23 protein-coding genes and 1 tRNA gene are annotated in these 24977 nt (G+C 67.3%); 12 read left to right on the plus strand and 12 right to left on the minus strand.

The genetic code is table 11. The annotated features are described in order from the left end of the window. Window positions 1–19: 19 nt before the first annotated feature. The 4 genes from CEW88_RS10880 to ubiA form a co-directional block, all read right to left on the minus strand. The gene (locus CEW88_RS10880; protein WP_108966713.1) at window positions 20–3160 is read right to left on the minus strand and encodes a calcium-binding protein; all 3141 of its coding nucleotides are present in this window, start codon (window positions 3158–3160) and stop codon (window positions 20–22) included. 366 nt (window positions 3161–3526) lie between these two features. Next, complete coding sequence (locus tag CEW88_RS10885; protein ID WP_108966714.1) at window positions 3527–3856, minus strand: hypothetical protein; 330 nt, start codon at window positions 3854–3856, stop codon at window positions 3527–3529. Beyond that, complete coding sequence (locus CEW88_RS10890; protein WP_108966716.1) at window positions 3853–5826, minus strand: OmpA family protein; 1974 nt, start codon at window positions 5824–5826, stop codon at window positions 3853–3855. The genes CEW88_RS10885 and CEW88_RS10890 overlap by 4 nt, the downstream gene beginning before the upstream one ends. 62 nt (window positions 5827–5888) lie before the next feature. Beyond that, the gene (gene ubiA / locus CEW88_RS10895) at window positions 5889–6857 is read right to left on the minus strand and encodes a 4-hydroxybenzoate octaprenyltransferase (RefSeq protein ID WP_108966718.1); all 969 of its coding nucleotides are present in this window, start codon (window positions 6855–6857) and stop codon (window positions 5889–5891) included. Window positions 6858–6869: 12 nt separating this feature from the next. Here ubiA and CEW88_RS10900 point away from each other — a divergent pair, with 12 nt between their 5' ends. From CEW88_RS10900 to CEW88_RS10915, 4 genes are all read left to right on the plus strand, one after another. Next, window positions 6870–7598 (plus strand): 16S rRNA (uracil(1498)-N(3))-methyltransferase, encoded by a 729-nt coding sequence (locus tag CEW88_RS10900; protein ID WP_108967762.1) that lies wholly within the window; start codon window positions 6870–6872, stop codon window positions 7596–7598. Beyond that, window positions 7595–8452, plus strand: coding sequence for a GNAT family N-acetyltransferase (locus tag CEW88_RS10905; RefSeq protein ID WP_108966720.1), 858 nt, complete (start codon window positions 7595–7597; stop codon window positions 8450–8452). Before CEW88_RS10900 ends, CEW88_RS10905 begins: the two co-directional genes overlap by 4 nt. Then, complete coding sequence (locus tag CEW88_RS10910; protein ID WP_108966722.1) at window positions 8449–8976, plus strand: hypothetical protein; 528 nt, start codon at window positions 8449–8451, stop codon at window positions 8974–8976. The genes CEW88_RS10905 and CEW88_RS10910 overlap by 4 nt, the downstream gene beginning before the upstream one ends. 67 nt (window positions 8977–9043) lie before the next feature. After that, entirely contained in the window at window positions 9044–10414 is a 1371-nt protein-coding gene (locus tag CEW88_RS10915) for a glutamate--cysteine ligase (protein ID WP_108966724.1), read from the plus strand. A 586-nt stretch (window positions 10415–11000) separates the two neighbouring features. Here CEW88_RS10915 and CEW88_RS10920 read toward each other — a convergent pair. Together CEW88_RS10920 and CEW88_RS10925 are read right to left on the minus strand one after the other, a co-directional pair. Further along, window positions 11001–11486 (minus strand): ATP-binding protein, encoded by a 486-nt coding sequence (locus tag CEW88_RS10920; RefSeq protein ID WP_159099594.1) that lies wholly within the window; start codon window positions 11484–11486, stop codon window positions 11001–11003. 15 nt (window positions 11487–11501) lie between these two features. Next, window positions 11502–11876 carry an STAS domain-containing protein gene (locus tag CEW88_RS10925; RefSeq protein WP_108966727.1) on the minus strand — a complete coding sequence of 125 codons (375 nt, stop codon included), beginning with the start codon at window positions 11874–11876 and terminating at the stop codon, window positions 11502–11504. 281 nt (window positions 11877–12157) lie between these two features. Between CEW88_RS10925 and CEW88_RS10930 the strand changes: the two genes are divergently transcribed. Together CEW88_RS10930 and CEW88_RS10935 are read left to right on the plus strand one after the other, a co-directional pair. Continuing rightward, window positions 12158–13345, plus strand: a complete 1188-nt coding sequence (locus tag CEW88_RS10930; protein ID WP_108966729.1) for a thiolase family protein — start codon at window positions 12158–12160, stop codon at window positions 13343–13345. Between the two features lie 83 nt (window positions 13346–13428). After that, the gene (locus CEW88_RS10935; RefSeq protein WP_108966731.1) at window positions 13429–14076 is read left to right on the plus strand and encodes an RluA family pseudouridine synthase; all 648 of its coding nucleotides are present in this window, start codon (window positions 13429–13431) and stop codon (window positions 14074–14076) included. 75 nt (window positions 14077–14151) lie between these two features. Here the strand turns inward: CEW88_RS10935 and CEW88_RS10940 are convergent, their stop codons facing one another. Beyond that, window positions 14152–15012: an N-formylglutamate amidohydrolase gene (locus CEW88_RS10940; RefSeq protein ID WP_108966733.1), complete on the minus strand. Its 861-nt coding sequence runs from the start codon at window positions 15010–15012 to the stop codon at window positions 14152–14154. Window positions 15013–15170: 158 nt separating this feature from the next. Between CEW88_RS10940 and CEW88_RS10945 the strand changes: the two genes are divergently transcribed. Both CEW88_RS10945 and ykgO read left to right on the plus strand, forming a co-directional pair. Further along, window positions 15171–15245, plus strand: a tRNA-Val gene (locus tag CEW88_RS10945). 80 nt (window positions 15246–15325) lie between these two features. After that, a complete protein-coding gene (gene ykgO / locus CEW88_RS10950; RefSeq protein ID WP_008884645.1) occupies window positions 15326–15451 on the plus strand; it encodes a type B 50S ribosomal protein L36 in 126 nt (41 codons plus the stop codon). Window positions 15452–15600: 149 nt separating this feature from the next. Here ykgO and CEW88_RS10955 read toward each other — a convergent pair whose 3' ends face one another. From CEW88_RS10955 to rpsA, 5 genes are all read right to left on the minus strand, one after another. Then, the gene (locus tag CEW88_RS10955) at window positions 15601–16269 is read right to left on the minus strand and encodes a phosphoribosylanthranilate isomerase (RefSeq protein WP_108966735.1); all 669 of its coding nucleotides are present in this window, start codon (window positions 16267–16269) and stop codon (window positions 15601–15603) included. Window positions 16270–16390: 121 nt separating this feature from the next. After that, on the minus strand, window positions 16391–16741 hold the full coding sequence (locus CEW88_RS10960) for a lipopolysaccharide assembly protein LapA domain-containing protein (protein ID WP_108967766.1): 351 nt from the start codon (window positions 16739–16741) through the stop codon (window positions 16391–16393). A gap of 5 nt (window positions 16742–16746) precedes the next feature. Beyond that, a complete protein-coding gene (ihfB, locus tag CEW88_RS10965; RefSeq protein WP_092425075.1) occupies window positions 16747–17028 on the minus strand; it encodes an integration host factor subunit beta in 282 nt (93 codons plus the stop codon). A gap of 275 nt (window positions 17029–17303) precedes the next feature. Continuing rightward, the gene (locus CEW88_RS10970; protein WP_159099595.1) at window positions 17304–17993 is read right to left on the minus strand and encodes a gamma-glutamylcyclotransferase; all 690 of its coding nucleotides are present in this window, start codon (window positions 17991–17993) and stop codon (window positions 17304–17306) included. A gap of 166 nt (window positions 17994–18159) precedes the next feature. Beyond that, on the minus strand, window positions 18160–19836 hold the full coding sequence (rpsA, locus tag CEW88_RS10975; protein ID WP_108966738.1) for a 30S ribosomal protein S1: 1677 nt from the start codon (window positions 19834–19836) through the stop codon (window positions 18160–18162). A 366-nt stretch (window positions 19837–20202) separates the two neighbouring features. On the opposite strand from rpsA, the gene CEW88_RS10980 reads away from it, so the two are divergent. From CEW88_RS10980 to CEW88_RS10995, 4 genes are all read left to right on the plus strand, one after another. Continuing rightward, window positions 20203–21168, plus strand: coding sequence for a GAF domain-containing protein (locus tag CEW88_RS10980; RefSeq protein WP_108966740.1), 966 nt, complete (start codon window positions 20203–20205; stop codon window positions 21166–21168). A gap of 157 nt (window positions 21169–21325) precedes the next feature. Next, complete coding sequence (adh, locus tag CEW88_RS10985; RefSeq protein WP_108966742.1) at window positions 21326–22843, plus strand: aldehyde dehydrogenase; 1518 nt, start codon at window positions 21326–21328, stop codon at window positions 22841–22843. Window positions 22844–23047: 204 nt separating this feature from the next. Next, on the plus strand, window positions 23048–23740 hold the full coding sequence (locus CEW88_RS10990) for a metal-dependent hydrolase (protein ID WP_108966744.1): 693 nt from the start codon (window positions 23048–23050) through the stop codon (window positions 23738–23740). A 200-nt stretch (window positions 23741–23940) separates the two neighbouring features. Then, on the plus strand, window positions 23941–24930 hold the full coding sequence (locus CEW88_RS10995; protein WP_108966746.1) for a hypothetical protein: 990 nt from the start codon (window positions 23941–23943) through the stop codon (window positions 24928–24930). Window positions 24931–24977 lie beyond the last annotated feature (47 nt).

Here is a 24977-nt window from a genome sequence, read left to right on the forward strand (position 1 = left end):
GTTGGCCAGGCGGAATGGCTCAGAGCAGGAAGTCGTCCTCGGTCAGCTCCTCGTCCGCGTGGATCAGCAGGGTCTGCGCGGCGCCGTCGATGTCGAAGCTGAGGCTGGCGGTCCCGTCCTCCTGGCTCAGCGCCGCCATCAGCGCCTCGCCATCCGCCCATTGCCCGACCTGCGAGAGGTCGATGCGGTCGGCCCCAGAGAAATCGGTGATGGTGACATTCCCCGCCGCCGCGCTCACGCCGAAATCGTCGGCGCCGTCGCCGCCGGTCAGCGTGTCATCGCCCCCGCCCCCCCAGAGCGTGTCGTCGCCGCCGCCGCCCTCGAGAAGCTCGTCTTCCTCTGTGCCGTGCAGCTCAAGATGCGCCTCGCCCGTCTCGTCGAGCCACCAATGGCTGCCCTCCTGGGTGATGCTGGCGTCGCTGATCTGCCCTTGCAGCGCGCTGTCGCCGCTGCCACCGAGCAGGTTGCTGAGCCGGGCGCTGCCATTTGGCACCACGCCCTCACCCTCGGCGATCTGCACCCCGTCCTTCTCGACGTACATGAGGCCGGTCTCATCCACGCCCACCGTCCAGCTTGCCGTCTCACCCTCGGTGAGCGCATCCTCGGCCACGATGTAATGGGTGTATCCGCCTTGGCTGACCGAAAAGACCACGGCATCGCTCGGACCGAGCTGGCCAAAGGCGATGCGGTCCTCGCCCGCCCCGCCGAATTCAAAGACCTGCTGGCCGCGTGCATCGGTGAGATCGTCGAAGCGCAGCTCTGCCTCGAACTCGAAGGCCCCGCCGATCTGCGGCAGGTCGTTGTCGGTTGGCTCGGGAAGCACGGGATCGACCGCACCGCCTCCGTCCTCCGCATCCGTCTCACCGGGATCATAAACTTGCGTGCCCTCTTCAGGCGTCCAGATCTCGCCTCCCTGCACCAGGCTGACGTCGCTCATCTCGCCCTGCAGCGTCGTGGAGCCGGAGCCGCCGAGCAGGTTCTCGAGCCGGTCACTGTCCGCCGGCACGATCCCGTCGCCCTCGGCGATCTGCACCCCGTCCTTCTCGATGTACATGAAGCCGGTCTCATCGACGCCCACGGTCCAGGTCGCGGTCTCGCCCTCGGAGATCGCATCCTCGGCGACGATGAGCGCAGTGACACCGTCCTGCACGATCTCGAAGAGCACCGCGCTGCTTGGGCCGAGCTGGCCAAAGGTGATGCGATCCTCGCCCGCCCCGCCGAATTCGAAGATCCGCTGGTCGCGCGCGCCGGTGATGTCGTCGAACCGCAGCCTCGCTTCGAACTCGAAGGCGCCGCCAATCTGCGGGATCGCGTCGCTGTCCGGATCGGGGCCTGCTGGATCGGTCGGCTCGGCAGGGTCAGGGTCGGTGGGGTCGGTGCTGCCGCCAGTCTCTCCACCAGTCTCTCCCCCAGCCTCTCCGCCGTCACCGCCCGCATCCGCTCCGCTGCCGCCGGCCGGTACCCAGGTGCCGCTCGCCTGGGTGACAGACACCCCCGAGATCGCGCCGACCAGTGCCGTATCGTCGCTGCCGCCAAGCGTGTTGGTCAGACGCTCGCTGTCGGCGGGCACGACGCCGTCGCCTTCCGCGATCTGCAGCCCGTCCTTCTCGACATACATGAAGCCGGTCTCGTCGACGCCCACGGTCCATGTGGCACTTTCGCCCTCGACGATGGCGTCCTCGGCGACGATGAGCCAGCTCGCCCCGTCCTGCACGATCTCGAAGAGCACGGCCGTGCTCGGGCCGAGCTGGCCGAAGCTCAGCCGGTCCTCGCCCGCACCGCCGAATTCAAAGACCTTCTGGCCCGGCGCGGCGGACAGATCATCGAAGCGAATTGTGGCCTCGAACTCGAAAGCCCCGTCGATCTGCGGCAGCTCCCCCGTGGTCTCGACCGGGTCAACGGGGTCGCTCGGGTCAACCGGATCGACAGGATCGACAGGATCACCCGGCTCCACCGGATCGGCCTCTTCGCTGGCCGCCGGAATGCCCATAGCCTGAAGCTGCGCCGCCGAGGAAACCTCGGAGGCCAGCACGCCCACCAGCGTCAGAGAGGCGCCGCCGGGAAAGCTCAGTACCGCGTCGCCTGTGCCGTCGCCGACTGTATCGCTCACCGCAACGTCGCCGACGTCCAGCGGATTGCCTTCGGCATCGGTCAGCCCCGAGACGTCCAACAGGTCGTTGCCCGCGTAGGTGCCATCGCCAAGAGCGCTCGGCGGCGCGAAACCCTGCACCGCATCGTGCCCACCACCGTTCGACAGCGCCAGCGTATCCTCCCCGGCGCCAAGGATGATGTGCTCGACCTCGTCGTAGATCAGCGTGCTCGTCCCATCAGAGACACGTCCATTTTCGGGGTTGATGTCGCCCAGGTCGAGGCGCAGCGCGTCGGTGACCAGCGACAGGTCGAGCGTGTCGCCCAGCACCTCGTCCACACCCTCGGCGTCCACCGTGTCGTTGCCGAAGCCGTTCTCGATGTGGAAGGTGTCGTCGCCCCACCCGCCCCAGTAGCTGTCGTCGCCGGTGCCGCCCCAGAGAGCGTCGTTGCCGTAGGAGCCGCGCATCCAGTCATTGCCCGCGCCGCCAACGATCGTATCCGCGCCCTCGTTGCCCTCGAGCGTGTCGTCGTCGTCGCCGCCGCTGACGTAGTCATCGCCTTCCTGACCATAGAGCGAGTCGCTGCCCGCGCCGCCCTCCAGCACGTCGTTCCCCTCGTTGCCGGACAGGGAATCATCGCCCCCGCCGCCGATCACCGTGTCGGCGCCGATGCCGGCATGCACCGTGTCGCCACCGTCGCCGCCGTAAATTAGGTCGTCCCCTGCGTAGCCGAGAATGCTGTCCTCCCCCGCCGCGCCCCAGAGCGTGTCATCGCCCTCGCCGCCACCGAGCGTGTCGTCGCCCGCGCTGCCGGTGAGCAGGGTGAAATAGCTCCAGTCGGTGCCCGCGCCGAGTTGCGCCTCGAAGACCGCTGGGGCCGTGGTGTCGCCGATCAGAAAGCTGCCGCCCTCGTAATGGAGAAAGAGCACAAGGTTGGCCTGGTCGAACTCGGCCTCGACCCCGTCCGGCAGACCCGCGAGGTCGAGCTGGTGCCCCGCGGAGCTTTCGGAGATCTCCGCCCAGAAGGCCGGATCGTTCCAATTCTCCTGCGTCACCGCGTAGACCGTCATCGCACACACCCTGACATAGATCCCCAACACCCGGGGAATCGCACACGGGGGCTGGTCTGCGCCCCGAATTAAGACTGGATAGGGACAAGATGCGACAAGTTTAAGGCGTCGCGCGCGATCACGGCCCGACTTGTGAAACAGCAAGTCCCATCAGGCAAAATTGTCTTGAATATATCAGCAATGCCGAAGGTTTTTGCGCACAGGCGGCGCCGCCCGACCCAGATCAAACCGCAGCCGGTAAACCCCGCGCGTTCAGCGAGGCAGACTTGTCCCGCGAACGGCAGCAGGGCGGGTGCGGAACCTCATTCACTGCAAAAAAGGCGAGGCACAGCCTCGCCTTGCCGCAAGCCGCGCCTGAGATGGCTCTCAGGCCATGCCCTTCTTGCGTTCGACCAGTCCGCGCAGGTCCTCGGCCTCGTGCCGCGCCTCGCGCAGACCCTCCATGGCCGCAGAGAGCTCGGCCTCGGTCTGCGCCAGTTGGTTGGTCAGCTCGGCCTCGCGCTGCTGCAAGTAGGTGATCGCCTGGTCGCGGGTCTCCTCGGCTTCGTGCAGCTCGCGGCTCATCTTCTCCAGCTGGTCGACATCGGCCTGAGCAACGCGCTTGAACCGGTGCACCAGCCAGTTGGCGAACCAGCCCATGCAGAAGGCCACGAAGAGGATAACCGCCGTTGCGATCACGAATTCCGTCCGGTTCATTCTTCTGCCCCTTCCATGCCTGCCTCGCCCGTCCCTGCCTCGTCCTGCGCCGCGTTGTCCCGCGCGGCGTCACTTTCTTCCGAGGCCTCCGACTCGGCGGTGGCTTCGGCGCCTTCCTGTTCGATCTGCTCGAGCGCGGTCGGCTCTTCCTCGGTCGGCTCGGGGCGGATCAGCTTGAATTCGATCCGGCGGTTCGCCTCGCGTCCCTCTTCGGTACTGTTATCCGCAATCGGCAGTGTTTCGCCATAGCCTTTCACGCGATAGCTTGAGGTCAGCACGCGGCGGTTGCGCAGTGCGTCGAGCACCGATTGCGCCCGGTCGCGGCTCAGCGCCTCGTTCATCGACTCGCGGCCCTGGCTGTCGGTGTGGCCCTGGATCTCCAACGGGATGTCGCCGCAAAGCTTCAGCAGATCGGCGAGCTCGTCCATGATGTCCTTGGCCGAGGCGTCGAGATTGGCCGAGCCCGGCTCGAAGCTGATCTTCCGGTCGCCGATGATCTCGACGATCTGCGCCTCGCATTGCTCGGGGGTTGGGATGCCCAGCTCGGGGTCGAGCTTTTCCTGGTAGGTGACGTCGATCTCGTAGTCGGCGCCCTCGCCCAGCTTGTCCGAGAGTAACCCGGCGATCTCGGCGTTCGCGTCCTTGTTGCCGGTGTTGCCCGAGACCCGGACCAGTTCGGGGGTCACCCGCAGCGCGCCGTTGCTGAGCTGTCCGAGCGCCTCGAGCCCGGTCAGCACGCGGGTCGACCAGCCACTCGGCAGCCCCTCGACGACGCGCGCGGCGGTATAGACACTGTCCGAGCCGAAGAGCGCCTTGGCCAGGCTGTCCGCGGTCTCGCGCGAGAGGTCCGAGTTGATCCGGCCGCGCAGCTGCACCGAGCCCTCGGGCGAGAGCGTGGCGGTGAACTCGGGCGGGCCCTGGTCGGTTTCCTGCGGCGTCTCGGGCAGCGTGGCGTGCAAGGCAAAGACCTGCGGCAGCGCCGTGTCGAGCTCGCCCACCACCCGGTCGAAAAGCCCCTGGCTGGTGCCTTCCAGCGCCACAAGCGAGACGTCAGCATTGGAGAAGGTGACCGAGCCCCCGCCCAGCTCCTTCACCGCCGAGATCGCCATCGCCCCGGCCTCGCCCCAGCGCCGCGAGGGCACGCCCAGTCCGAGGCGGCAGTTGGCCGTGCCCTCGAAACCCGTGTCCTGCGCGGCCTTGAGGATACGCTCGCGCGCAGCCTCGGTATCGGCGGAACAGGCGTCGAAGCGCGGCCCCTCCTCGTCCATCAGGAAGCGCAGGGTGAAGGGGGTGATCACCGGCCGCGGCGCGGACAGATCAAGCGTCAGATCCACGCCCTTCGGTGCCCGGCGGCGCAGGGTGCGCTCGATCTCGCGCCGGTCGCTCTCGCTGTCGGTCATCGCCTTGATGTGCACCCGACCCGCCGAGACCGAGATCTTCGAGCGCGGCAGATCCTCGAGCGCACGGCCGGCAAAATCCACGGCAGCACCCCAACCCTCGGGCTTGGGGAAATCGGCCTCTTCGAGTAGGTCGGCCACCTGCTGATCACCCTCGGTCATCTCCGAAAGCACGCCCAGCAGACGCTCACGGTCGGTTTCGCCGGGCACCAGCCCGATGATCGAGATGCCGGACTCGTTGCGCAGGATCTCCATCGAGAAGCGCGGCGCCTGGATTTCCTCGGCATCGGCGACCAGCATCTGGTCGATGACCCGCGCTGAATCCACCGCGGAGCCTGCCACCGTCATCGCCCGGAACCGCGCCGCCTCGTCGGGCGCGGTTCCGATGAGAAAGACCTGCAAACCGTTCACATCGACCTCGGCCCAGTCCTGCCCATCGCGCAGCAGCGCATCGGCGACATCCTGCCGCGAGGCGGTCTCGACCATCTGCATCGAGAAATAGGCGGTCCCGGCGCAGAGCGCTGCAGCAGCAGCAAAGGCGGTAGCCGGAAGGAGATAGCCGGAAAGGCGCATCAAAGCGTCCCTTTCTTGATCAATTTTTCATCTCTGATACGCCCGCCCCCGGGTCGGCGCAATCATGCCAAAAGCGCGGCGGCGAAAAACAGCACGGGCAGCAGACCGGCGTCGCGGTTGGACCGGAACAGCCTGAGCAGCACGGCATTGTCGTTCACGTCGAGCTTGCGCATCTGCCACAGCATATGCCAGCCAAAGGCCCAGGGGCCGGCGATCAGGATCACCAGCTGCAGGATCTCGCCGCGCGGCGCGGCCAGCACCACCGCAAGCCCCATCAGCGCGACCGAGATCACCAGGAAACGCGCCAGCATCGCCGGGGTGCGTGCGTCGCCGAACAGCCGCGCGGTGGATTTCACCCCGATCAGCGCGTCGTCTTCCTTGTCCTGGTGGGCATAGATCGTGTCGTAGAACAGCGTCCAGGCCATGCCCGAGAAGTAAAGCGCCACCGCAGGCCAGCCGAGGCTGCCGCTATGCGCCGTCCAGGCCAGCAGCGCGCCCCAGTTGAAGGCGATGCCAAGGAACACCTGCGGCCACCAAGTGAACCGCTTGGCGAACGGGTAGATCGCAACTGGTCCCAGCGCCACGACCCCCAGCAGGATCGCCATCGGCGGGAACGTCAGCAGGATCGCGAAGGAGATCAGGCATTGGACCACCGCCCAGGCCAGCGCCTGCTTCACGCTGACCTGCCCCGAGGGGATTGGCCGCGAGGCGGTGCGCGCCACCGAGCCGTCGAAATCGCGGTCGGTAATGTCATTCCAGGTGCAGCCCGCGCCGCGCATCAGGAAAGCGCCGATGCCGCAGCCGACAAAGATCCACAGGTCGAACCAGCGCGCCTGCCCGTCCGCCACCATCGACAGCAGCAGGCCCCACCAGCAGGGCAGCAGCAGCAGCCACGTCCCGATCGGCCGGTCGGCGCGCGACAGGCGCAGGTAGGGGCGCGTCCAGGCCGGGGCGTGGTGATCCACCCAGTTGCCCCGGACGGCGTCGGAAACCTGTCCTTCGGGATCTGGCGCTGCGCCGGGATGGGTCATATGGTCCGCCTCATGACTGCTAAGGTACGCCTGTATGTAGACGACCCGCTGGGCGCGGGACAACCGGTCGCTCTCGAACGCGAGCAGGCCCACTATCTCTTTTCCGTGATGCGGCTGCCCGTCGGCGCGCCGGTCGCCCTGTTCAACGGCCGCGACGGCGAGTGGCTGGCCGAGGTGGCCGAGGCCGGTAAGAAGGGCGGCACGCTGACTTGCGTGGAACAGACCCGCCCGCAGGGCACGCCGCCCGACCTCTGGCTGCTCTTCGCGCCGATCAAGAAGGCGCGCACCGATTTCATCGTCGAAAAAGCGGTGGAACTGGGCGTGCGGCGCATCGTGCCGGTGCAGACCGCCTTCACCAATTCCGAGCGCATCCGGCAGGACCGGCTGCAGGCCCACGCGGTCGAGGCGGCAGAGCAATGCGGCGCCACCTTCGTGCCCGAGGTGGCCGAGTTGCAGAAGCTGGACCGGCTGCTGACCGATTGGACCGACCGCCGCCTGCTCTTCTGCGACGAATCCTCTGCCGGGGCCGGCACCGATTATGCCGCCGCCCTGTCGGGCGCTCCCGCCCCCTGGGCGGTGCTGATCGGCCCCGAGGGTGGCTTCTCGGAGCCCGAACGCAAGAAGCTGCACGGCATGGACCAGGCAACGGCCATCGCCCTCGGTCCGCGCATCCTGCGCGCCGATACGGCGGCCGTAGCTGCGCTGACTCTCTGGCAGGCGCATTGCGGGGATTGGGCATGATCCGGCGCGCCCTGCCCGGCGATGTCGCGGCGCTCGACGCCTTCCTCGCGACCCATGCTGAAACCTCGATGTTCCTGCGCAGCAATATCGCCGCGCACGGACTCGGCGACAGTGGTCACCGCCTTGCCACCACGGTGCATATCTGGTCCGAACGCGGCGCGATCCGCGCGGTCTTTGGCCGAACACGGCGTGGCGACGTCATCTGCCAAGCGCAGGGCGCTCCCGCAGAGGCGTTCCGTGCCTATGCCGAAATCATCGCCCCCCTGCCGGTGACCGTGGTCAGCGGCCCCCCGGAGCAGACCGCCGCACTCATTTTGGCGCTGGGGCTCGGGGACGCCGCCTTCAGGCTGAACCAGGTGGAGCCGCTCTACAGGCTCGATCTGGCCAGGCTGCCAGACTGCGCGGATGTCATCCGACCGCCCGGCCCCCAGGACGCGTCGCTGCTGGCGGACTGGTTCTTCGACTACGGGGTCGACATCAAGGCGACGGCCGCCGACGAACCGGCCCGTCAGGCCGCACGCGAGCGCGCCGCGTATTGCATCACCAAGGGCTCGCTGCGCCTGCTCATCGACCAGGGCCGGCCCGTGGCCATGAGCGATTTCAATGCCGAGGTTGCAGATCTCGTTCAGCTCGGCGGGGTCTTCGTGCCGCGCGCCCTGCGCAACGCTGCGCGCGGGCGCCGGGTGGTCCACGCCCAGCTCCGCGAGGCGCAGGACCGCGGCATTCGCACCGCGGTGCTCTTCGCCAACAACCCGGCGGCCGCGCGCGCCTATGAGGCGCTCGGCTTCGAGCATATCGGCGGCTACCGCGTCGCGGTGCTGCGTGAGCCGCAAACGGCGAGGACGCCCGCATGAGCTTCCTGCGACCCGAGGCCGAGGCCACGCTGATGCGCTGGCGCGAGGTTCTGGTGGGGGCCGGTGCCTTGGCGCTCGGCCTCTACTGGGCGCTCTTCACCGGCGGGCTTCTGGCGCTGCTGGGATGGGCCGTCGCGCTGGCCGGCGCGGCGCTCACCTTCGCCGGGGTACAGCGCGCGCGCTTCCGCACCGGCACTGGCGGGCCGGGCATGGTACAGGTGGTCGAGGGGCGGATCAGCTATTTCGGCCCGCTCACCGGCGGCTTCGCCGACTTGTCGAGCCTCACCGCCCTCAGCCTCGATCCCTCCGCCAAGCCGCCGCATTGGCTGCTGCGCAGCGAGGACGGCACCACGCTGGCGATCCCCCTCACCGCCGAGGGCTCGGAGCAGCTCTTCGACATTTTCGCGCAATTGCCCGGGCTGCAGACCGAGCGGATGCTGTCGAAGATGCAGGCGCGTGGCTCCGCACCGGTGCTCATCTGGCAGCGCGCCAGCGCACAAAACCACCCCCTCCGTCTGCATTGACAAGGGCTTCGGTTGCGCCCATCCCTGACCTTCGACACCAAAGGCGAGCAAGATCGGAGCCCAAGCCATGTCCATCCCTCAATCCGGCGGCGGGCCGATCGAGCATCACGCGCAGCTTGCCGAGTACCTCGAAGAGGGCATCAAGCCCAAGGACGACTGGCGCATCGGCACCGAGCACGAGAAGTTCGGCTACCTGACCGACACGCACGCCCCGCTGCCCTATGACGGGGAGCGCTCGATCAAAGCGGTGCTGGAAGGTCTGCGCGACCGTCACGGCTGGGCCGAGGTCACCGAGGGCGGCAACCTCATCGGCTTGACCAAGGACGGGGCGAACGTCTCGCTTGAGCCCGGCGGCGCGCTGGAACTGTCGGGTGCCCCGCTCGAGACCATCCACCAGACCTGCGACGAGGTGAACGAGCACCTGCGCGAGGTGAAGGGCATTGCCGACGAGATCGGCGTGGGCTTCATCGGTCTCGGCGCCGCGCCCGAATGGAAGCACGAGGAAATGCCCCTCATGCCCAAGGGCCGCTACAAGCTGATGGACGCCTACATGGGCAAGGTCGGCACCACCGGCACCACAATGATGCGGCGCACCTGTACCGTGCAGGTGAACCTCGATTTCGGCTCTGAGCTCGACATGATCAAGAAGATGCGCGTGGCGCTGGCGCTGCAGCCGGTCGCCACCGCGCTCTTTGCCAACTCGCCCTTCCTCGAGGGCAAGCCGAACGGCCTCAAGAGCTACCGCGCTTACGTCTGGCGGCATCTCGACGCCGCGCGGACCGGCATGCTGCCCTTCGTCTTCGACGAGGGCTTCGGATTCGAGAGCTACGTGGAATACGCGCTCGATGTGCCCATGTACTTTGTCTACCGCGACGGCAAGTACATCGACGCACTCGGCCAGTCCTTCCGCGACTTCATGGCCGGACGCCTGCCCGCCCTGCCGGGCGAAAAACCGACTCTCTCGGACTGGGCCGACCACCTGACGACGCTCTTCCCAGAGGCGCGGATGAAGAGGTTCATCGAGATGCGCGGCGCCGATGGCGGCCCCTGGCGCCGGCTCTGCGCCCTGCCCGCCTTCTGGGTAGGCCTGACCTACGATCAGGGTGCGCTCGACGCCGCCTGGGACCTGGTGAAAGGCTGGGACGACGCAACCCGCGAGGGTCTGCGCGTTGCCGCCTCCGAACAGGCTCTGCAGGCCGAGGTGAACGGCATCCGGATGCACGATCTGGCCGCGCAGGTGCTGGAGATCGCCGAGGCCGGGCTCAAATCCCGCGCCCGCCCCGGCGCGGGTGGCCTGCTGCCGGACGAGACACATTTCCTCAACGCGCTGAAGGAAAGCATCGAGAGCGGCACGGTGCAGGCCGACGAGATGCTGGCACATTACGAGGGCGACTGGGGCGGCGATCTTTCGAAGATCTACGGCGCCTACAGCTACTGAGGCCCGCCGCCCTGCCACCGAGACTCCAAGCCGCCCGGTCCGAAAGACCGGGCGGCTTGCGTCAGGGCGACCGCGTGCCGACACGGACAGGGGTGCGGCACGGCGATGGGCTCCGCCATGTCGCAATCTGTGCGGTCGGGATCTGCGCAGACCAGATCTGTGATGTCGGGGAAATCGCTGCGCTTTAGAGTCCTCGACGCCACGCACTGGGTGGGGGCTGAAACGGCGTGGCGCCGAGGGAAGCCATATGCAGCTACAGCTCCATGTATCCCGCTCAAATCAGGCAATACTAAGGTCGCTCTGAGACCTTAGTGCAGCAGGCCGGGCAGATTGTCCCGGGTCGGCGAAAGCCCGCGCAGATCACCCCCTTCAACGGCAGAAAGACGCCCATCGCACGGAAATCCAGGAAAGCGTCAGGACTTACCGGAAATTCCACGCGACCGCGTCAACGCCGCGCCCTCCCGCCGAACCGGCACAGGGCGCTGCGGCAGCAGGGCACAGTTTTTACCGCCCGTGCGCCCACGGCCATCAACACTGGGACGAAAATGCGCAGCCACTGAGACCCCGGCTTGGCGGGGCATCGCGCTCAGCCCCGCTCGCCGGACTCCGGCCCGCTGACCAGAACCAAACGCAGGACGTTTTCACGGCCGTCGCGCCGGTAGCTGACCTCCGTCGCGAGACGCCGGATCAGATACCAGCCGAAGCCGCCCTCGGCCAGATCGCCGTCATGGCCTAGAGGCTTCAACCGCCCCTCGGGTAGGGCGAGGCCCGGCATCGGCCGTCCGCGATCGCGCAGTTCCAGGTGGATTTTTCCGGGCGCCCCCTGCAGCCGCAACGTGATGCGCCCCAAGTCCTGCCCGGCATAGGCATGTTCGACGATGTTGTTGAGCGCCTCGGCCAGCACCAGCTCGGCGCAGCTTCGCGCGCGGGCGTCATGACCTCCGCGGCCAAGCGCCTCTGTCACCTGCCCGAGCGCCGCGCGCACCTCCGTGGCGCTGCTGGAGATCTGCAGCCTCAGCCCCGCGCCGCCCGGCTCCGGCCCGTCGGCCCCCATGGCCGAGCGCAGCGCCATGGATCCCATCTCCCTTCAGCCCTCGGAGCCATCCACCGGGGACCGCTGGGCGCCCAGCGGGGCTTGCGCGACCTCCGCCTCGGCCAGCGTCGGGTAGAGCGCAAAGATCGTGTCCATCCGGGTGAGACGGAACAGCTTGTCGACCATCGGCGTGAGCCCGGCGAGGTCGAGCCGCTGCGGCGGCGGCATGGCCTTCTTCACCGCGACCACAGCGCCGAGCCCGCTGGAATCGATGAACTCCACCTGCGAAAGGTCGAGGATCACCCGGCCCGCCTCGGATGAGAGCGCGGCGCGCATGGCGTCCTTGAATTGGATCGCCACGGCCGCATCGATGCGCGGCTCGCCAACGGCGATGATCTGCGGCTCCGTTCCCCGGCACGTCAACTTCATTACGTCCTTGCCTCCTGAAGTTCGCCCCTCTGCGGGCGGCAACGCCTCCGGCAGGTGACCGGCCCAGCCTGCCACGGCCGCTCACGGCCCCTCACAACGCATCACCACGCATCACCGGCCGCCCTGCCAACTCTCTGCCACCCTGCCCGATCCGCGCGCGCTGCCGGGCCGACACCGCCGACGCATTGCCGAGGCGGCGACAAGCGCCCATATTCTCAGCACGCTAGACGGCAATCCTTACCATTCGGTATTCAGGTGTCGTGACCCTGGGAGGAGAGAGCATGCAGGATGTGGTGATAACCGGTGCCGCGCGCACCGCGATGGGCGGGTTCCAGGGGATGCTCTCCGGGCTCAGCGCGGCGCAGCTCGGCGGCGCCGCGATCCGCGCGGCGCTGGCCGAGGCCGGGCGTCCGGCGGTGGACGAGCTGCTGATGGGCTGCGTGCTGCCCGCCGGCCAGGGCCAGGCCCCGGCGCGCCAGGCGGGCTTCAAGGCCGGTCTTGGCGAAGAGGTGCCCGCCACGACCCTCAACAAGATGTGCGGCTCGGGAATGAAGGCGGCGATGATGGCCTGGGACCGGCTGGCGCTCGGCCAAGCCGAGGTCATGGTCGCCGGCGGCATGGAGAGCATGTCCAATGCCCCCTACCTTCTGCCCAAGATGCGCGGCGGCGCCCGTCTGGGTCATGGAGAGGTGATCGACCATATGTTCCTCGACGGGCTCGAGGATGCCTACGACAGGGGAGAAAAGGGCGGCGGTCGCCTCATGGGCACCTTTGCCGAGGATTGCGCCGAGGCCTTCCAGTTCACCCGCGAAGCGCAGGATCAATACGCGCTCGCCTCGCTGTCGAACGCGCTCGACGCCGAGCGCAGCGGCGCTTTCGAGACCGAGATCACCCCGGTCACCGTGCACGCCCGCACCGGCGAGGAGGTGATCACCCGCGACGAGCAGCCCTCCCGCGCCCGCCCCGAGAAGATCCCGCATCTGAAGCCCGCCTTCCGGCCCGGCGGCACGGTCACGGCCGCCAATTCCAGTTCGATCTCGGATGGCGCCGCGGCGCTGGTGCTGACCACCCTCGCCAATGTCGAACGCACCGGCGCCCTGCCCCGCGCCCGCATCCTCGGGCACGCCAGCCATGCGCAGGCCCCCGGCCTTTTTCCCACCGCGCCGATTCCCGCCGCCCGCAAGTTGCTCGAGCGCATCGGCTGGCGGCTTTCCGACGTGGATCTCTGGGAGGTGAACGAAGCCTTCGCGGTCGTGCCCATGGCCTTCATGAAGGAGATGGGCCTGCCGCGCGACGTTGTGAACGTGAACGGCGGCGCCTGCGCGCTCGGCCATCCTATCGGCGCCTCGGGCGCGCGGATCATGGTCACCCTGCTGAACGCGCTCGAAACCCGCGGGCTGAAGCGCGGCGTGGCGGCGATCTGCATCGGCGGCGGCGAAGGCACGGCCATCGCCATCGAGCGGCTCTAATCCGCCATTTCGCGCCCTGCGCGGCCTTCCGCGGCGGCGCGGGCCCTTGCGGCCAGCACCGCCGCCTGCCATGAGCAGGCCCCATGAGCGCTGAATACACCCCTCCGCAGGGCGAGATCCCGATCCTGCACGCGGACCACGAGATCCTCGTGGTCGACAAGCCCGCCGGGCTGCTCTCGGTGCCCGGCAAGGGCCCGGAGCTGGCCGACTGCCTGATCGAACGGCTCAAGCAAGCCTTCCCGCAGGTTCTGCTGGTGCACCGGCTCGACCGCGACACCTCCGGCGTGATGGTCTTTGCCCTGACGCCGCACGCGCAGCGCCACATCGGCCTGCAGTTCGAACATCGCCGCACCAAGAAGACCTACCTCGCCCGCGTCGCCGGCAAGCTCGAGCCGAAGACCGGCCATATCGACCTGCCGCTGATCGTCGACTGGCCCAACCGCCCCAAGCAGATGGTCTGCCATGAGACCGGCAAGCCGGCGCAGACCGACTGGCGGGTGATCAAGTCCAGCGACGAGGAGAGCCGGGTGCACCTCATGCCACTCACCGGCCGCAGCCACCAACTGCGGGTGCACATGCTGGCGCAGGGTCACCCGATTCTCGGCGATCCCTTCTACGCGCCGGAGACCGAGGCCAACTATCCGCGCATGATGTTGCACGCCGAAGAGCTGCGCCTGCGCCACCCCGACGGCGGCCTCGGCCTCAAGTTCCGCGCCCCCGCCCCGTTCTGAGCACGGCACGCTACGCGTCTTCGAGGTGAAGATACCCCCCGCCGGAGCCGGACGCCGCGCACCGGCGGCAGAGGGTCACTCGGCCGCAAGCCGCTGCTCGCGATGCCCGATCGCGGCGATCTCGGCGATCACCCCGCGCAGCAGCCTGCGGAAGGCGTGGAAGTTGCCGTTCGGCTTGATCGCCGCCTCATCCATGTAGAGCCCCCGATCGATCTCGATCTGGATCGCGTGCTGACGCCGCGAGGGGCGCCCGTAGTGCATCGTGGTGTAGGCCCCGGCAAAGGGCGAATTGCGCGCCACCACGAGCCCGGCCCGGCTGAAAGCCTGCTCCACCAGCTCGACGATCTCCGGCGCGGCAGAGGCCCCGAAACGATCGCCCAGCACGATCTGCGGCCGCGCCCCGCCCTTGCGCAACATGCTCTCCACCGCCTCGTGCGGCATCGAGTGGCAATCGATCAGGATCGATTCGCCGAACTGCGCCTTGGCGGTGTCGAGCAGCGCCTGCAAGCGGGTGTGGTAGGGCTTCCAGTAGAGCCCGATTCGCCGCTCGGCCTCGGCCAGCGGCAACTTGCCACTGTAGATCGCCCGACCGTTGGCGACCACGCGCGGCACCACTCCCAACCCGCTCGCCACCCGCGGGTTGTGGCCAGTGCGGCGCACCCCCTCGATGAGCGCGGGATCAAGCTCGTCCGACGACCGATTCAGGTCGAGAAAGGCCCGTGGCGCCCCGGCCCGCAGCAAGGGCGCGCCGAATTGCGGCGCGCAATCGAACAGGCGATCGACAAAGGCGTCCTCGGAAGATCGAATCAAGGTCTCGTCGAGGATGGTCCCGCGCAGGAAGCTCCATGGGTAATCCCGGCCCGAATGCGGAGAGGCAAAAACCACCACCGAACTGGGCGTTTCAGGCAGGTCGAGGTGATACGCGACTTTGGGCATAAGGGCTCCTTGCGAAAACAAGATAGCCGGAACCGATTTCTGCCAAAAGCCCTTGATCCCCCCTCCGACTCCTTTTATAGAGCCCTCCACCGGCGCTGCTCACCGCGGACTTCCACAGAGGAAAGCGGAGCGAAAGCAAAGAAAAGCGCAGGCCATACGGGCGGTTAGCTCAGCGGTAGAGCACTACGTTGACATCGTAGTGGCCACTGGTTCGATCCCAGTACCGCCCACCACTATTCACCGCTTCGGGATGCGTCCCGGGGCACAACGCAACGCCAGGCGCTCGCGCGCCGCGAAAGAGGAGAGACTTGATATGAAAGTCGCAAACTCGCTCCGCTCGCTCAAACAGCGCCATCGCGACTGCCGCGTCGTGCGTCGTAAGGGCCGCGTCTACGTGATCAACAAGACCCAGCGCCGTTTCAAGGCCCGTCAGGGCTAAACGAAGCGCAGGACGAGATCCGGCTGAGGGCCGCCCATATGGGTGGCCTTTTTGCTGTCTGGGGGCCTCACATCCCCCCTGCCGCGCCTTAAGAAAAAGCCCCGCAGATTGCGGGGCTTTTCCAGTTTCTAAGCCGGAACAGGCGGGCCTCAGAATCGAGGCACCGCGGGCTCGGCCCCGGCGGCCTGCGCGGCGCGGACGAAGGCGCGAATCAACTCGGGCGATTTCTCGCCACGTGCGCGCTCCACGCCCGACGAGACGTCGATCTGGCGCGCCCCGGTCAGCCGCACCGCCTCGGCGACATTCTCGGGGGTCAGCCCACCTGCCAACATCCAGGGCACCGGCCAGCGGCGACCGGCAACAAGCCGCCAGTCGAAGGCCAGCCCGTTGCCGCCCGGCAGCGCCGACTCCTTCGGCGCCTTGGCATCGACCAGCAACTGGTCCGCCACCTTGCCATAGGCCTCCAGCGCCGGCAGGTCGGCCTCCGAGGCGACGCCCACCGCCTTCATCACCGGCAGCCCGTAGCGGGCGCGAACCTGCGCCACGCGCTCGGGCGACTCGTGGCCATGGAGCTGCAGCATGTCGAGCGGCACCTCGGCGACGATCTCGTCGAGCAGCGCGTCGTCCGCATCCACCACCAGCGCCACCTTTGCGAGCCCGACGGGGGCCAGCAGCGCCAGCGCGCGCGCCTCTGCGACGCTCACGGAACGCGGGCTTTTGGGAAAGAAGACGAAGCCTGCGTAGCGCGCCCCGGCCTCGGCGACGACGGCCACGTCCTCGGGCCTGCGCAGCCCGCAAATCTTCACCTGAATGTCCATGTCGGCCCTCCGGCTCGCGTTGCGGTTCCGCCGCGAAAATATCCCCGGGGGACGCGAGCGCAAGCGAAAGAGGGCACGCGGCCCCCTTCCCTTCAAGCCAAAGTTGCGGCGCGAGTCGCGTTCAGGCGCTCTGGTCGAGGATTGCGAGAACCTCGTCCTTGTCCTTGTCGCGTTCGTCCTGGGTCTTCTTGAGCTGGCGCTCCAGGCGCTTCACCTCGGTCTTGCGCTGCGCTGCCACGGCGCGGTGCTTGTGCTCGCGCAGCCATTCCCAGACGAAGCCGATCAGCAGCCCGGCGATGATCCCGCCAAGGATGACGATGAACACCGGCACGGTCGCCGAGAGCTGGAAATTGAGCAACGTGGCAAGCTCGGCCGGCAGCAGGTTGAGCGTCACCGGGCCACGGTTGGCCAGAGACACGCAGATCAGCACAACGGCCAGCACGGCCCAGAAGGCGTAGCGAATGTATTTCATCGAGGTCACTTCCCGTTCAGTCGGTCCCGCAGGAGTTTGCCGGTCTTGAAGAACGGCACGCATTTCTCCTCGACGTCAACCGCTTCGCCGGTACGGGGGTTCCGTCCCTGCCGCGCGTCCCGCTGTTTCACCGAAAACGCCCCGAAGCCGCGCAGCTCGACGCGGTTGCCATGCGCCATAGCCGATGTGATTTCTTCGAAGATCGTGTTCACGATCCTCTCGACGTCCCGCTGGTAGAGATGCGGGTTCTCTTCCGCGATCTTCTGGATCAATTCCGATCTGATCATCCTCGCCCATCCCTGTATCGCATTTTCGGAGCCTCCCCCGTTGTACGACCTTTGCCCGGGGCGCGCCAAACACAAACCGCGCGAATCAGAGAAAAACCCATGGAAAGCAGCGTATTGCGCGGCTTCACGCCGGTGTAACCCCTTCGATACCCCAAAGCAGGCCCATTGCTGCGTCGCGGCTAGGCGAAAGCACCCCCCCGCGATTCGGCCCGCAAATGCGTCCGCAAAGAGGCAGAGCGGTCTCTAGATACCTCTCGAAGCCGCCCGGACCGGCGCTAGTCCAGCGCGTCGATCTCTGCCGCTACAAGCTGCTGAAGGCGCCAGAGATTCGGGTCGTGAATGCCCTGCGCAGCCAGCGCGGTCACCGTGCGGTGCAGGTACTCGGTGTTTGACCCAGCGTGACCGCAGGCGCGCGCGATGATCGCCGCGGTCTGCTCGAGCGACAGGTCGCGGCGCAGGTCCTGTCCCTTCGGCGGCGCATAGAAGGTGAGCGCCCGCACCGGGCCTTCGGCGGCCTCGACCTCGATCCAGGCGTAGGACTCCGCCACCTCGGCAAAGGGCACCTCGCGGCGCACCAGCGCCTCGAGCGCAGGCAGCACCTCCGGCTCGGCGATCTCCTGCAGCAGCGCCGTGCAGTCGCCGCCCGGCATCAGCGCCATCATCAGCCCCGGCGCCTCGGGGGTGCCGCGCCAGGAGGTCAGCTCGATACAAAAGGCGCGGTGCCAGCCGATCGCCCGCCCCGGCCGCGAGGTCACCGGGCGGAATTCCGGCTTCCACAGCAGCGAGCCATAGGCAAAGACCTGCAGTGGCCCCTCGGGCCGCTGCGCGAGGATCTCCCGCGCCTTGGCGGAGATGGCGGCCTCGTCGAGGCGGGTCCAGCCCCAATGCAGCGCATCGTCGCCCTCGGGGACGTCGCGAAACACCCGGCTCACATGCTCTTCGGTAAGGTGAAGCTCTCTATCCATGCTCCGCATATCGTCCCTGAGACCAGTTCCGCGCAAGAGCGCGGGTCGCCCTGCACAGTCCCCTGTGCGCTGCTGCGCGGGTCAGAGCAAAGGCGCAGGACCGGAGGGGACAAACGAAAAAGGCCCCGGTCTCCCGGGGCCTTCCTCAATTCAGCAAGCGCGAGGCTTACTCGTCGCGCTTCAGAGCTGCGCCGAGGATGTCGCCCAGCGATGCGCCGGAGTCGGAGGAACCGTACTGTTCCACGGCTTCCTTCTCTTCGGCGATCTCGCGTGCCTTGATCGACAGGCCCAGACGACGGGTCTTGCTGTCGATGTTGGTGACGCGGACGTCCAGCTTGTCGCCGACCGAGAAGCGCTCGGGGCGCTGGTCTGCGCGGTCACGCGACAGGTCGGAACGGCGGATGAAGGACTTCATGCCTTCGTATTCCACCTCGATGCCGCCGTCTTCGATCGCGGTGACTTCGACGGTCACGATCGAGCCGCGCTTCACGCCGCCAACCGCGTCAGCGAACTTGTCGCCGCCGAGAGCCTTGATCGAGAGCGAGATGCGCTCCTTGTCGGTGTCCACTTCGGTGACAACGGCCTTGACCACGTCGCCCTTGCGGTACTCCTGGATGGCTTCCTCGCCGCGCTGATCCCACGAGAGATCCGAGAGGTGAACCATGCCGTCGATCTCGCCGGGCAGTCCGATGAACAGACCGAATTCGGTGATGTTCTTGACCTCGCCCTCGACCTCGGTCCCTTCCGGGTGGGTCTCGGAGAACACTTCCCACGGGTTGCGCATGGTCTGCTTAAGGCCGAGCGACACGCGACGCTTCGCGGGATCGATCTCGAGAACCATGACTTCGACTTCTTGCGAGGTCGACACGATCTTGCCCGGGTGGACGTTCTTCTTGGTCCAAGACATTTCCGACACGTGAACCAGACCTTCGACGCCCGGCTCCAGCTCCACGAAGGCGCCGTAGTCGGTGATGTTGGTCACGCGGCCGGTGTGCACCGAGCTCAGCGGGTACTTCACGGCCACCAGATCCCACGGATCTTCCTGCAGCTGCTTCATGCCGAGGCTGATACGGTGGGTGTCCTTGTTGATCTTGATGACCTGGACCTTGACGGTCTCGCCGATCGACAGGATCTCGGACGGGTGGTTCACACGGCGCCATGCCATGTCGGTGACGTGCAGCAGGCCGTCGACGCCGCCCAGGTCAACGAACGCACCGTATTCGGTGATGTTCTTGACCACGCCGTCGACCGTCTGGCCTTCGGTGAGGTTGGCGATGACTTCCGCACGCTGCTCGGCGCGCGATTCCTCGAGGATTGCACGGCGCGAGACAACGATGTTGCCACGGCGACGGTCCATCTTGAGGATCTGGAACGGCTGCTTGAGACCCATGAGCGGGCCGGCGTCGCGCACGGGGCGGACGTCGACTTGCGAGCCGGGCAGGAAGGCCACGGCGCCGCCGAGGTCGACGGTGAAGCCACCCTTGACGCGGCCGAAGATCGCACCTTCGACGCGGGCGTCGTCGGCATAGGCCTTCTCAAGACGGTCCCATGCCTCTTCGCGGCGGGCCATCTCGCGGCTGATCACGGCTTCGCCGCGGGCGTTTTCTGCAGCGCGCAGGTAAACCTCGACTTCGTCGCCGACCGAGATCTCGGGGGCTTCGCCGGGGTTTGCGAATTCCTTCAGCTCGACGCGGCCTTCCATCTTGTAGCCGACGTCGATGATGGCCTGGCCCGCTTCGATCGCGATGACCTTGCCTTTAACAACGGACCCCTCTTCGGGGGTGTCCATTTCGAAGCTTTCGGAAAGGAGGGCTTCGAACTCCTCCATGGTTGCGTTTGCCATGTGGCGTATATGTCCTTTACATCGATTTTTCTGGCCGGGTGGTTGTCTCCACCGGTCTTCGGATTGGTCTTTCGGGCGCTCCGCATATGACAAAGAGGGCCGGTTGTCCGACCCTGCCCGTCTCGATGTCCGCGGCGTTGGTTGCCTTGCTTGACGCGCGCGATATAGACCCGCAGGCTCCGCAGATCAAGGCCGAAGGCTTGGCGGTGCGCCGTCATACTGGCCGCGGGGCCGCTTGGACGACCTCCGGCGGGCCTATCGGGAAAGGAAAGAGGCGCCCGTGCCCCCCCCTCTCCAGCCTGGCGCGAACGAAGGATTTGGCGCCGAAGCGAATTGCTGTATCGTCGGCCTCCGGAGGACACCCGCATGACCCGATCCCGGCCTTCCGCCGACCGCCACGCCGCCCGCGTCGTCGAGACGGCGACCGACCCGGCCGCCGCGGCCCGCTCGCGTCTCGCTGCCTCCTGGCGGCGGTCGCTGGCGCATCACGGGCTCGACCCGGCACGGCAAGACGGGGTGCACCGGATCACGGAACAGGCGCTCTCCGAGCGGCGCGAACAGGCCGAGCGGCTTCTGCATATCGCCGCGCCGAAACTCGACGCGCTCTACCAGATGGTCGGCAGCTCGGGCTGCGGCGTGCTTTTGACCGATGCCGAGGGCGTGGTGCTCGACCTGCGCGCCGGCTCGGGCGATCTCGGGGTGTTTCGCGCCTGGGGGCTCTGCCCGGGCTCGGACTGGTCCGAGGCCTCGGAGGGCACAAACGGCATCGGCACCTGCATCGCCGAGGCCCGGCGGGTGGTGATCCACCGCGACGAGCATTTCCACGCCCGCAACACCGCGATGAGCTGCATGGACGCGCCGATCTTCGGCCCCCAGGGCGAGCTCATCGGCGCGCTCGATGTCTCCTCGGCCCGCGCCGACCAGACCGAGGCCTTCAACCGGCTGATCGCCGCCATGGTCGCCCAAACCGCCCGGCAGATCGAGGCCGACACCTTCCGCGCCGCCTTCCCCGAGGCGCGGATCATCGTCGCCGATGCCGAGGAGAGCGAGGCCTCGGTGCTGCTGGCGGTCGATGGCGACGACCTGGTGCAGGGCGCCACCCGCGCCGCGCGCCGCTCCTTCGGGTTGGAGAGCAGCGGGCCGCTGGTCGCCCGCCCGGCCAGCGACCTCTTCGGCCGCGACGATGGCACCTCGGGGTTCGATCGCGCCGAGCGCGCCGCCATGGTGCGGGCGCTGGCGCGGGCCAGGGGCAATGTCTCCGAGGCAGCGCGCACGCTTGGCGTCGGTCGGGCGACCTTCTACCGGCGGATGAAAAAGCTCGGGCTGTCGTAGCGCCCAGCGCCGCCGCGCGCCATCTCCCTGCCAAAATCTGTCTCAGGGCTGAGACAGATCCGCCCGTCCCGTGACTTCCCCCGGGCTGACGCGGCCTTCGCGCACCGCCACACTCTTCTCATCCCCGGTGGAGGACCGGGCCCTGAGGAGGACAGACATGAACGAGATGACCCAAGTTGCGGCCGGCTACCAATCGCCCTTCCGCACCCGCTACGACAACTTCATCGGCGGCAGGTTCACCGCCCCGGTGAAAGGCCAGTACTTCGACAACATCACGCCGATCACCGGCGCCAAGGTCTGCGAGGTGGCCCGCTCCACCGCCGAGGACATCGAGCTGGCGCTCGACGCCGCCCATGCCGCGCGCGAGGCCTGGGGCAAAACCTCGGCCGCCGAGCGCTCGAACATCCTGCTGAAGATCGCGGACCGCATCGAGGAAAACCTCGAGTTCATCGCCACCGCAGAGACTTGGGACAACGGCAAGCCGATCCGCGAGACCATGGCCGCCGACATCCCGCTGGCGGTCGACCACTTCCGCTACTTCGCCGGCGCGCTGCGGGCGCAGGAAGGCAGCATGTCCGAGATCGACCACGACACCGTGGCCTATCACTTCCACGAGCCGCTCGGCGTGGTCGGGCAAATTATCCCGTGGAACTTCTCGGTGCTGATGGCGGCCTGGAAGCTTGCCCCCGCCCTTGCCGCCGGCAATTGCGTCGTGCTGAAACCGGCCGAACAGACCCCCGCCGCGATCATGGTCCTTATGGAGTGCATCGCCGATCTGCTGCCGGACGGCGTGCTCAACATCGTCAACGGCATGGGCGCCGAGGTCGGCGCGCCGCTCGCCCGCAGCCCGCGCATCGCCAAGATCGCCTTCACCGGCTCCACCGAAACCGGGCGCAAGATCATGCAGGCGGCGACCGAGAACCTGATCCCGGTGACGCTCGAGCTGGGCGGCAAGTCCCCCAACATCTTCTTCTCGGACGTGATGGCCGAGGATGACGCCTATCTCGACAAGGCGGTCGAGGGCTTCGTGCTCTTTGCCTTCAACCAGGGCGAGGTCTGCACCTGCCCCAGCCGCGCGCTCATCCAAGAGGACATCTACGAGGAGTTCATCAAGCGCGCCATCGCCCGAGTCGAGGCGATCCAGCGCGGCGATCCGCGCGACATGTCCACCATGGTCGGCGCGCAGGCGAGCCAGGAGCAGCAGGACAAGATCCTGAGCTACCTGACCATCGGCGTCGAGGAAGGCGCCGAGGTGCTCACCGGCGGCAAGGCGGCAAAGATCGAGGGGTTGGAGAACGGCTTCTACATCGAGCCGACGATCCTCAAGGGGCACAACAAGATGCGCGTCTTCCAGGAGGAGATCTTCGGCCCGGTCGTGTCTGTCACCACCTTCAAGGACGAAGCCGAGGCGCTCGCCATCGCCAATGACACGATGTACGGGCTCGGCGCCGGCGTCTGGACCCGTGACGGCACCCGCGCCTACCGTTTCGGCCGCAACATCGAAGCCGGCCGGGTCTGGGTGAACAACTACCACGCCTACCCGGCCCATGCGGCCTTTGGCGGCTACAAGCAGTCGGGCGTCGGGCGGGAGAACCACAAGATGATGCTCGACCACTACCAGCAAACCAAGAACATGCTGGTCAGCTACAACCCCAACAAGCTGGGCTTCTTCTGATCAGAATTTCCTGATCCCCGGCCACCTGGCCGGCGCGGGCGTATCCCCAAGCGCGCGTCGGCAAGGGGTCCACCGGCCAGGCCCTCCCGCCTGGCCGGTGGTTCTTTTCGCACCCATAGCCCTCCAGGCCATCGCTTGCCCGTCATTTTCCGCGTGCTACCCTCCGCCTCAATCCAAGATTGGCAAGGCTCAGGAGGCACTCGCATGAACATCATCTGGCTCGGACACGGCTCCTTCCGCATCGAGATCGAGGACCAGGTCCTGCTGATCGACCCCTGGGTCAAGGGCAACCCGGCCTTCCCCGAGGACCGCATCGAGGACGCCCTGAAGGACGTCACGCAGATTCTCATCACGCACGGCCATTTCGATCACACCGACAATGTGGTCGAGGTCTCTCAACGCACCGAGGCGCCGGTCTCGGGCATCGTCGAGCTTGCCGGGCAGCTGCACGGCAAGGGCGCGATCGAGGGCCACGCCTTCAACAAGGGCGGCACCATCTCCTTCGGCAAGGTCAGCGTCAGCATGGTGCCCGCCTCGCACAGCTCCTCCCTGCCGACCGACGAAGGCCCCAGGTGTGCGGGCATGGAAACGGGCTTCATCATCAAGGGCGAAGGCAAGACCATCTACTTCTCGGGCGACACCACGATCATGGCAGACATGGCCTGGATCGGACAGTATTATAAGCCCGACATCGGCATCCTCAGCGCCGGCGGCTATTATACGATGGACATGGAGATGGCAGCCTGGGCGTCGAAGACCTACTTCGACTTCGACACGGTCATCCCCTGCCACTACCGCACTTTCCCGGCGCTGGAGCAATCGGCAGCCAAGCTGGCCGAGGGCCTGCCGGGCGTGCAGGTGATCGAGCCCGAAGTGCTGACGGCAATCACGCTCTAAACGGCGCAGCCAAGCCGGGCGAGCGCCAGCCTGCTGAGGCGGGCAGGCGCTCGTCCGCCGCTTTCGACCTCAGTCCGGCGGATCGGCGTGCTGCTTCCGATGTCACAGCGCGCCCCCGCCGCACCGCCGCCCGCTTCCCGCCCCCAACGGTCCCGCCTATAGTCCCGCCCAACCAAGGCACCAAAGGCAAACCGGGCAGAATGACAGGTCCCCCCCCGCTCAACATCCTGATCGTCGGACAGCACGGGCGGCTGCAGTACGAGGCCGTGCTCTTCGCCCTCTCGCTCGATGCCGCCACCCCCGAGGGCCGCGCCCGCCTCTTCGTCGCCGAACCGCAGCCGGGCCCGCTCTGGGACGATGATCCGCGCATGACCCCCGAGGCCTGCGACATCCTGCGCGACCTCGGTGCCCGCATCGTCCCCTTCGAGAGCCGCCACTTCGGGCAGGCCTACCCCTACGGCAACAAGATCGAGGCACTTTTTGCCCTGCCTGCGAGGGAGCACTTTGTCTTCTTCGACACCGACACGCTGATCACCGGCGATCTGTCAGAGGTGCCCTTCGACTTCGCCCGCCCCACCGCCTCGATGAGGCGCGAGGACACCTGGCCGAAGATCGAGCTCTACGGACCGGGCTACACCGAGACATGGCGCGCCCTCTACGACCGCTTCGGGCTCGACTTCGAAAGCTCGCTCGACCGCTCGTGGCCCGACGAATACTGGCAGCGCTACCTCTACTTCAACGCCGGCTTCTTCTTTCACGCCTGCCCGCGAAGATTCGGGCAGCGCTTCCTCGACTACGCCCTTTCGATCAGGGACGACCCGCCCGAGGCGCTGGTCTGCCAGAGCCTCGACCCCTGGCTCGACCAGGTGGTGCTGCCGCTGGTGATCCACAGCTTCGGCGGCGGGCGCGACACCCTGCCCGAGGGAATGCTCGACGGCAGCCACAGCTGCCACTACCGCGCCATGCCGCTGCTCTATGCCCGCGAGAGCGACGCGCTCATCGCCTTTCTCGAGGCCATCGCCGCGCCCAACCGCATCAAGAAACTGTTAAAGGACCACGAGCCCTTCCTGCGCTACATCTACCAGGGGCGCGGCGCCAAGGTCCGGGCGATGTTCGACCGCAACGATCTGCCTCGGCGCGAGCAGGGCATCCGCAACCCGCTCAAGCGCGCCGGGCTCTGGATGCGCTGAAGCCCGCCCGAACTTGCCACGCGCGGAAACCTGCACCCCCTCGCAAA

The organism is Alloyangia pacifica, assembly GCF_003111685.1.
Lineage (GTDB): Bacteria > Pseudomonadota > Alphaproteobacteria > Rhodobacterales > Rhodobacteraceae > Salipiger > Salipiger pacificus_A.

Bases quoted from the DNA above. Each gene is read 5' to 3' on its own strand.
- rpsA (WP_108966738.1), bottom strand. From the start codon at position 19,836: ATGGCAAACGCAACCATGGAGGAGTTCGAAGCCCTCCTTTCCGAAAGC.
- CEW88_RS10885 (WP_108966714.1), bottom strand. From the start codon at position 3,856: ATGAACCGGACGGAATTCGTGATCGCAACGGCGGTTATCCTCTTCGTG.
- CEW88_RS10905 (WP_108966720.1), top strand. From the start codon at position 7,595: ATGATCCGGCGCGCCCTGCCCGGCGATGTCGCGGCGCTCGACGCCTTC.
- CEW88_RS10915 (WP_108966724.1), top strand. From the start codon at position 9,044: ATGTCCATCCCTCAATCCGGCGGCGGGCCGATCGAGCATCACGCGCAG.
- CEW88_RS10970 (WP_159099595.1), bottom strand. From the start codon at position 17,993: ATGGATAGAGAGCTTCACCTTACCGAAGAGCATGTGAGCCGGGTGTTT.
- CEW88_RS10930 (WP_108966729.1), top strand. From the start codon at position 12,158: ATGCAGGATGTGGTGATAACCGGTGCCGCGCGCACCGCGATGGGCGGG.
- CEW88_RS10935 (WP_108966731.1), top strand. From the start codon at position 13,429: ATGAGCGCTGAATACACCCCTCCGCAGGGCGAGATCCCGATCCTGCAC.
- ihfB (WP_092425075.1), bottom strand. From the start codon at position 17,028: ATGATCAGATCGGAATTGATCCAGAAGATCGCGGAAGAGAACCCGCAT.
- CEW88_RS10940 (WP_108966733.1), bottom strand. From the start codon at position 15,012: ATGCCCAAAGTCGCGTATCACCTCGACCTGCCTGAAACGCCCAGTTCG.
- CEW88_RS10920 (WP_159099594.1), bottom strand. From the start codon at position 11,486: ATGGCGCTGCGCTCGGCCATGGGGGCCGACGGGCCGGAGCCGGGCGGC.
- ubiA (WP_108966718.1), bottom strand. From the start codon at position 6,857: ATGACCCATCCCGGCGCAGCGCCAGATCCCGAAGGACAGGTTTCCGAC.
- ykgO (WP_008884645.1), top strand. From the start codon at position 15,326: ATGAAAGTCGCAAACTCGCTCCGCTCGCTCAAACAGCGCCATCGCGAC.
- CEW88_RS10890 (WP_108966716.1), bottom strand. From the start codon at position 5,826: ATGCGCCTTTCCGGCTATCTCCTTCCGGCTACCGCCTTTGCTGCTGCT.
- CEW88_RS10910 (WP_108966722.1), top strand. From the start codon at position 8,449: ATGAGCTTCCTGCGACCCGAGGCCGAGGCCACGCTGATGCGCTGGCGC.
- CEW88_RS10900 (WP_108967762.1), top strand. From the start codon at position 6,870: ATGACTGCTAAGGTACGCCTGTATGTAGACGACCCGCTGGGCGCGGGA.
- adh (WP_108966742.1), top strand. From the start codon at position 21,326: ATGAACGAGATGACCCAAGTTGCGGCCGGCTACCAATCGCCCTTCCGC.
- CEW88_RS10995 (WP_108966746.1), top strand. From the start codon at position 23,941: ATGACAGGTCCCCCCCCGCTCAACATCCTGATCGTCGGACAGCACGGG.
- CEW88_RS10955 (WP_108966735.1), bottom strand. From the start codon at position 16,269: ATGGACATTCAGGTGAAGATTTGCGGGCTGCGCAGGCCCGAGGACGTG.
- CEW88_RS10880 (WP_108966713.1), bottom strand. From the start codon at position 3,160: ATGACGGTCTACGCGGTGACGCAGGAGAATTGGAACGATCCGGCCTTC.
- CEW88_RS10960 (WP_108967766.1), bottom strand. From the start codon at position 16,741: ATGAAATACATTCGCTACGCCTTCTGGGCCGTGCTGGCCGTTGTGCTG.
- CEW88_RS10990 (WP_108966744.1), top strand. From the start codon at position 23,048: ATGAACATCATCTGGCTCGGACACGGCTCCTTCCGCATCGAGATCGAG.
- CEW88_RS10925 (WP_108966727.1), bottom strand. From the start codon at position 11,876: ATGAAGTTGACGTGCCGGGGAACGGAGCCGCAGATCATCGCCGTTGGC.
- CEW88_RS10980 (WP_108966740.1), top strand. From the start codon at position 20,203: ATGACCCGATCCCGGCCTTCCGCCGACCGCCACGCCGCCCGCGTCGTC.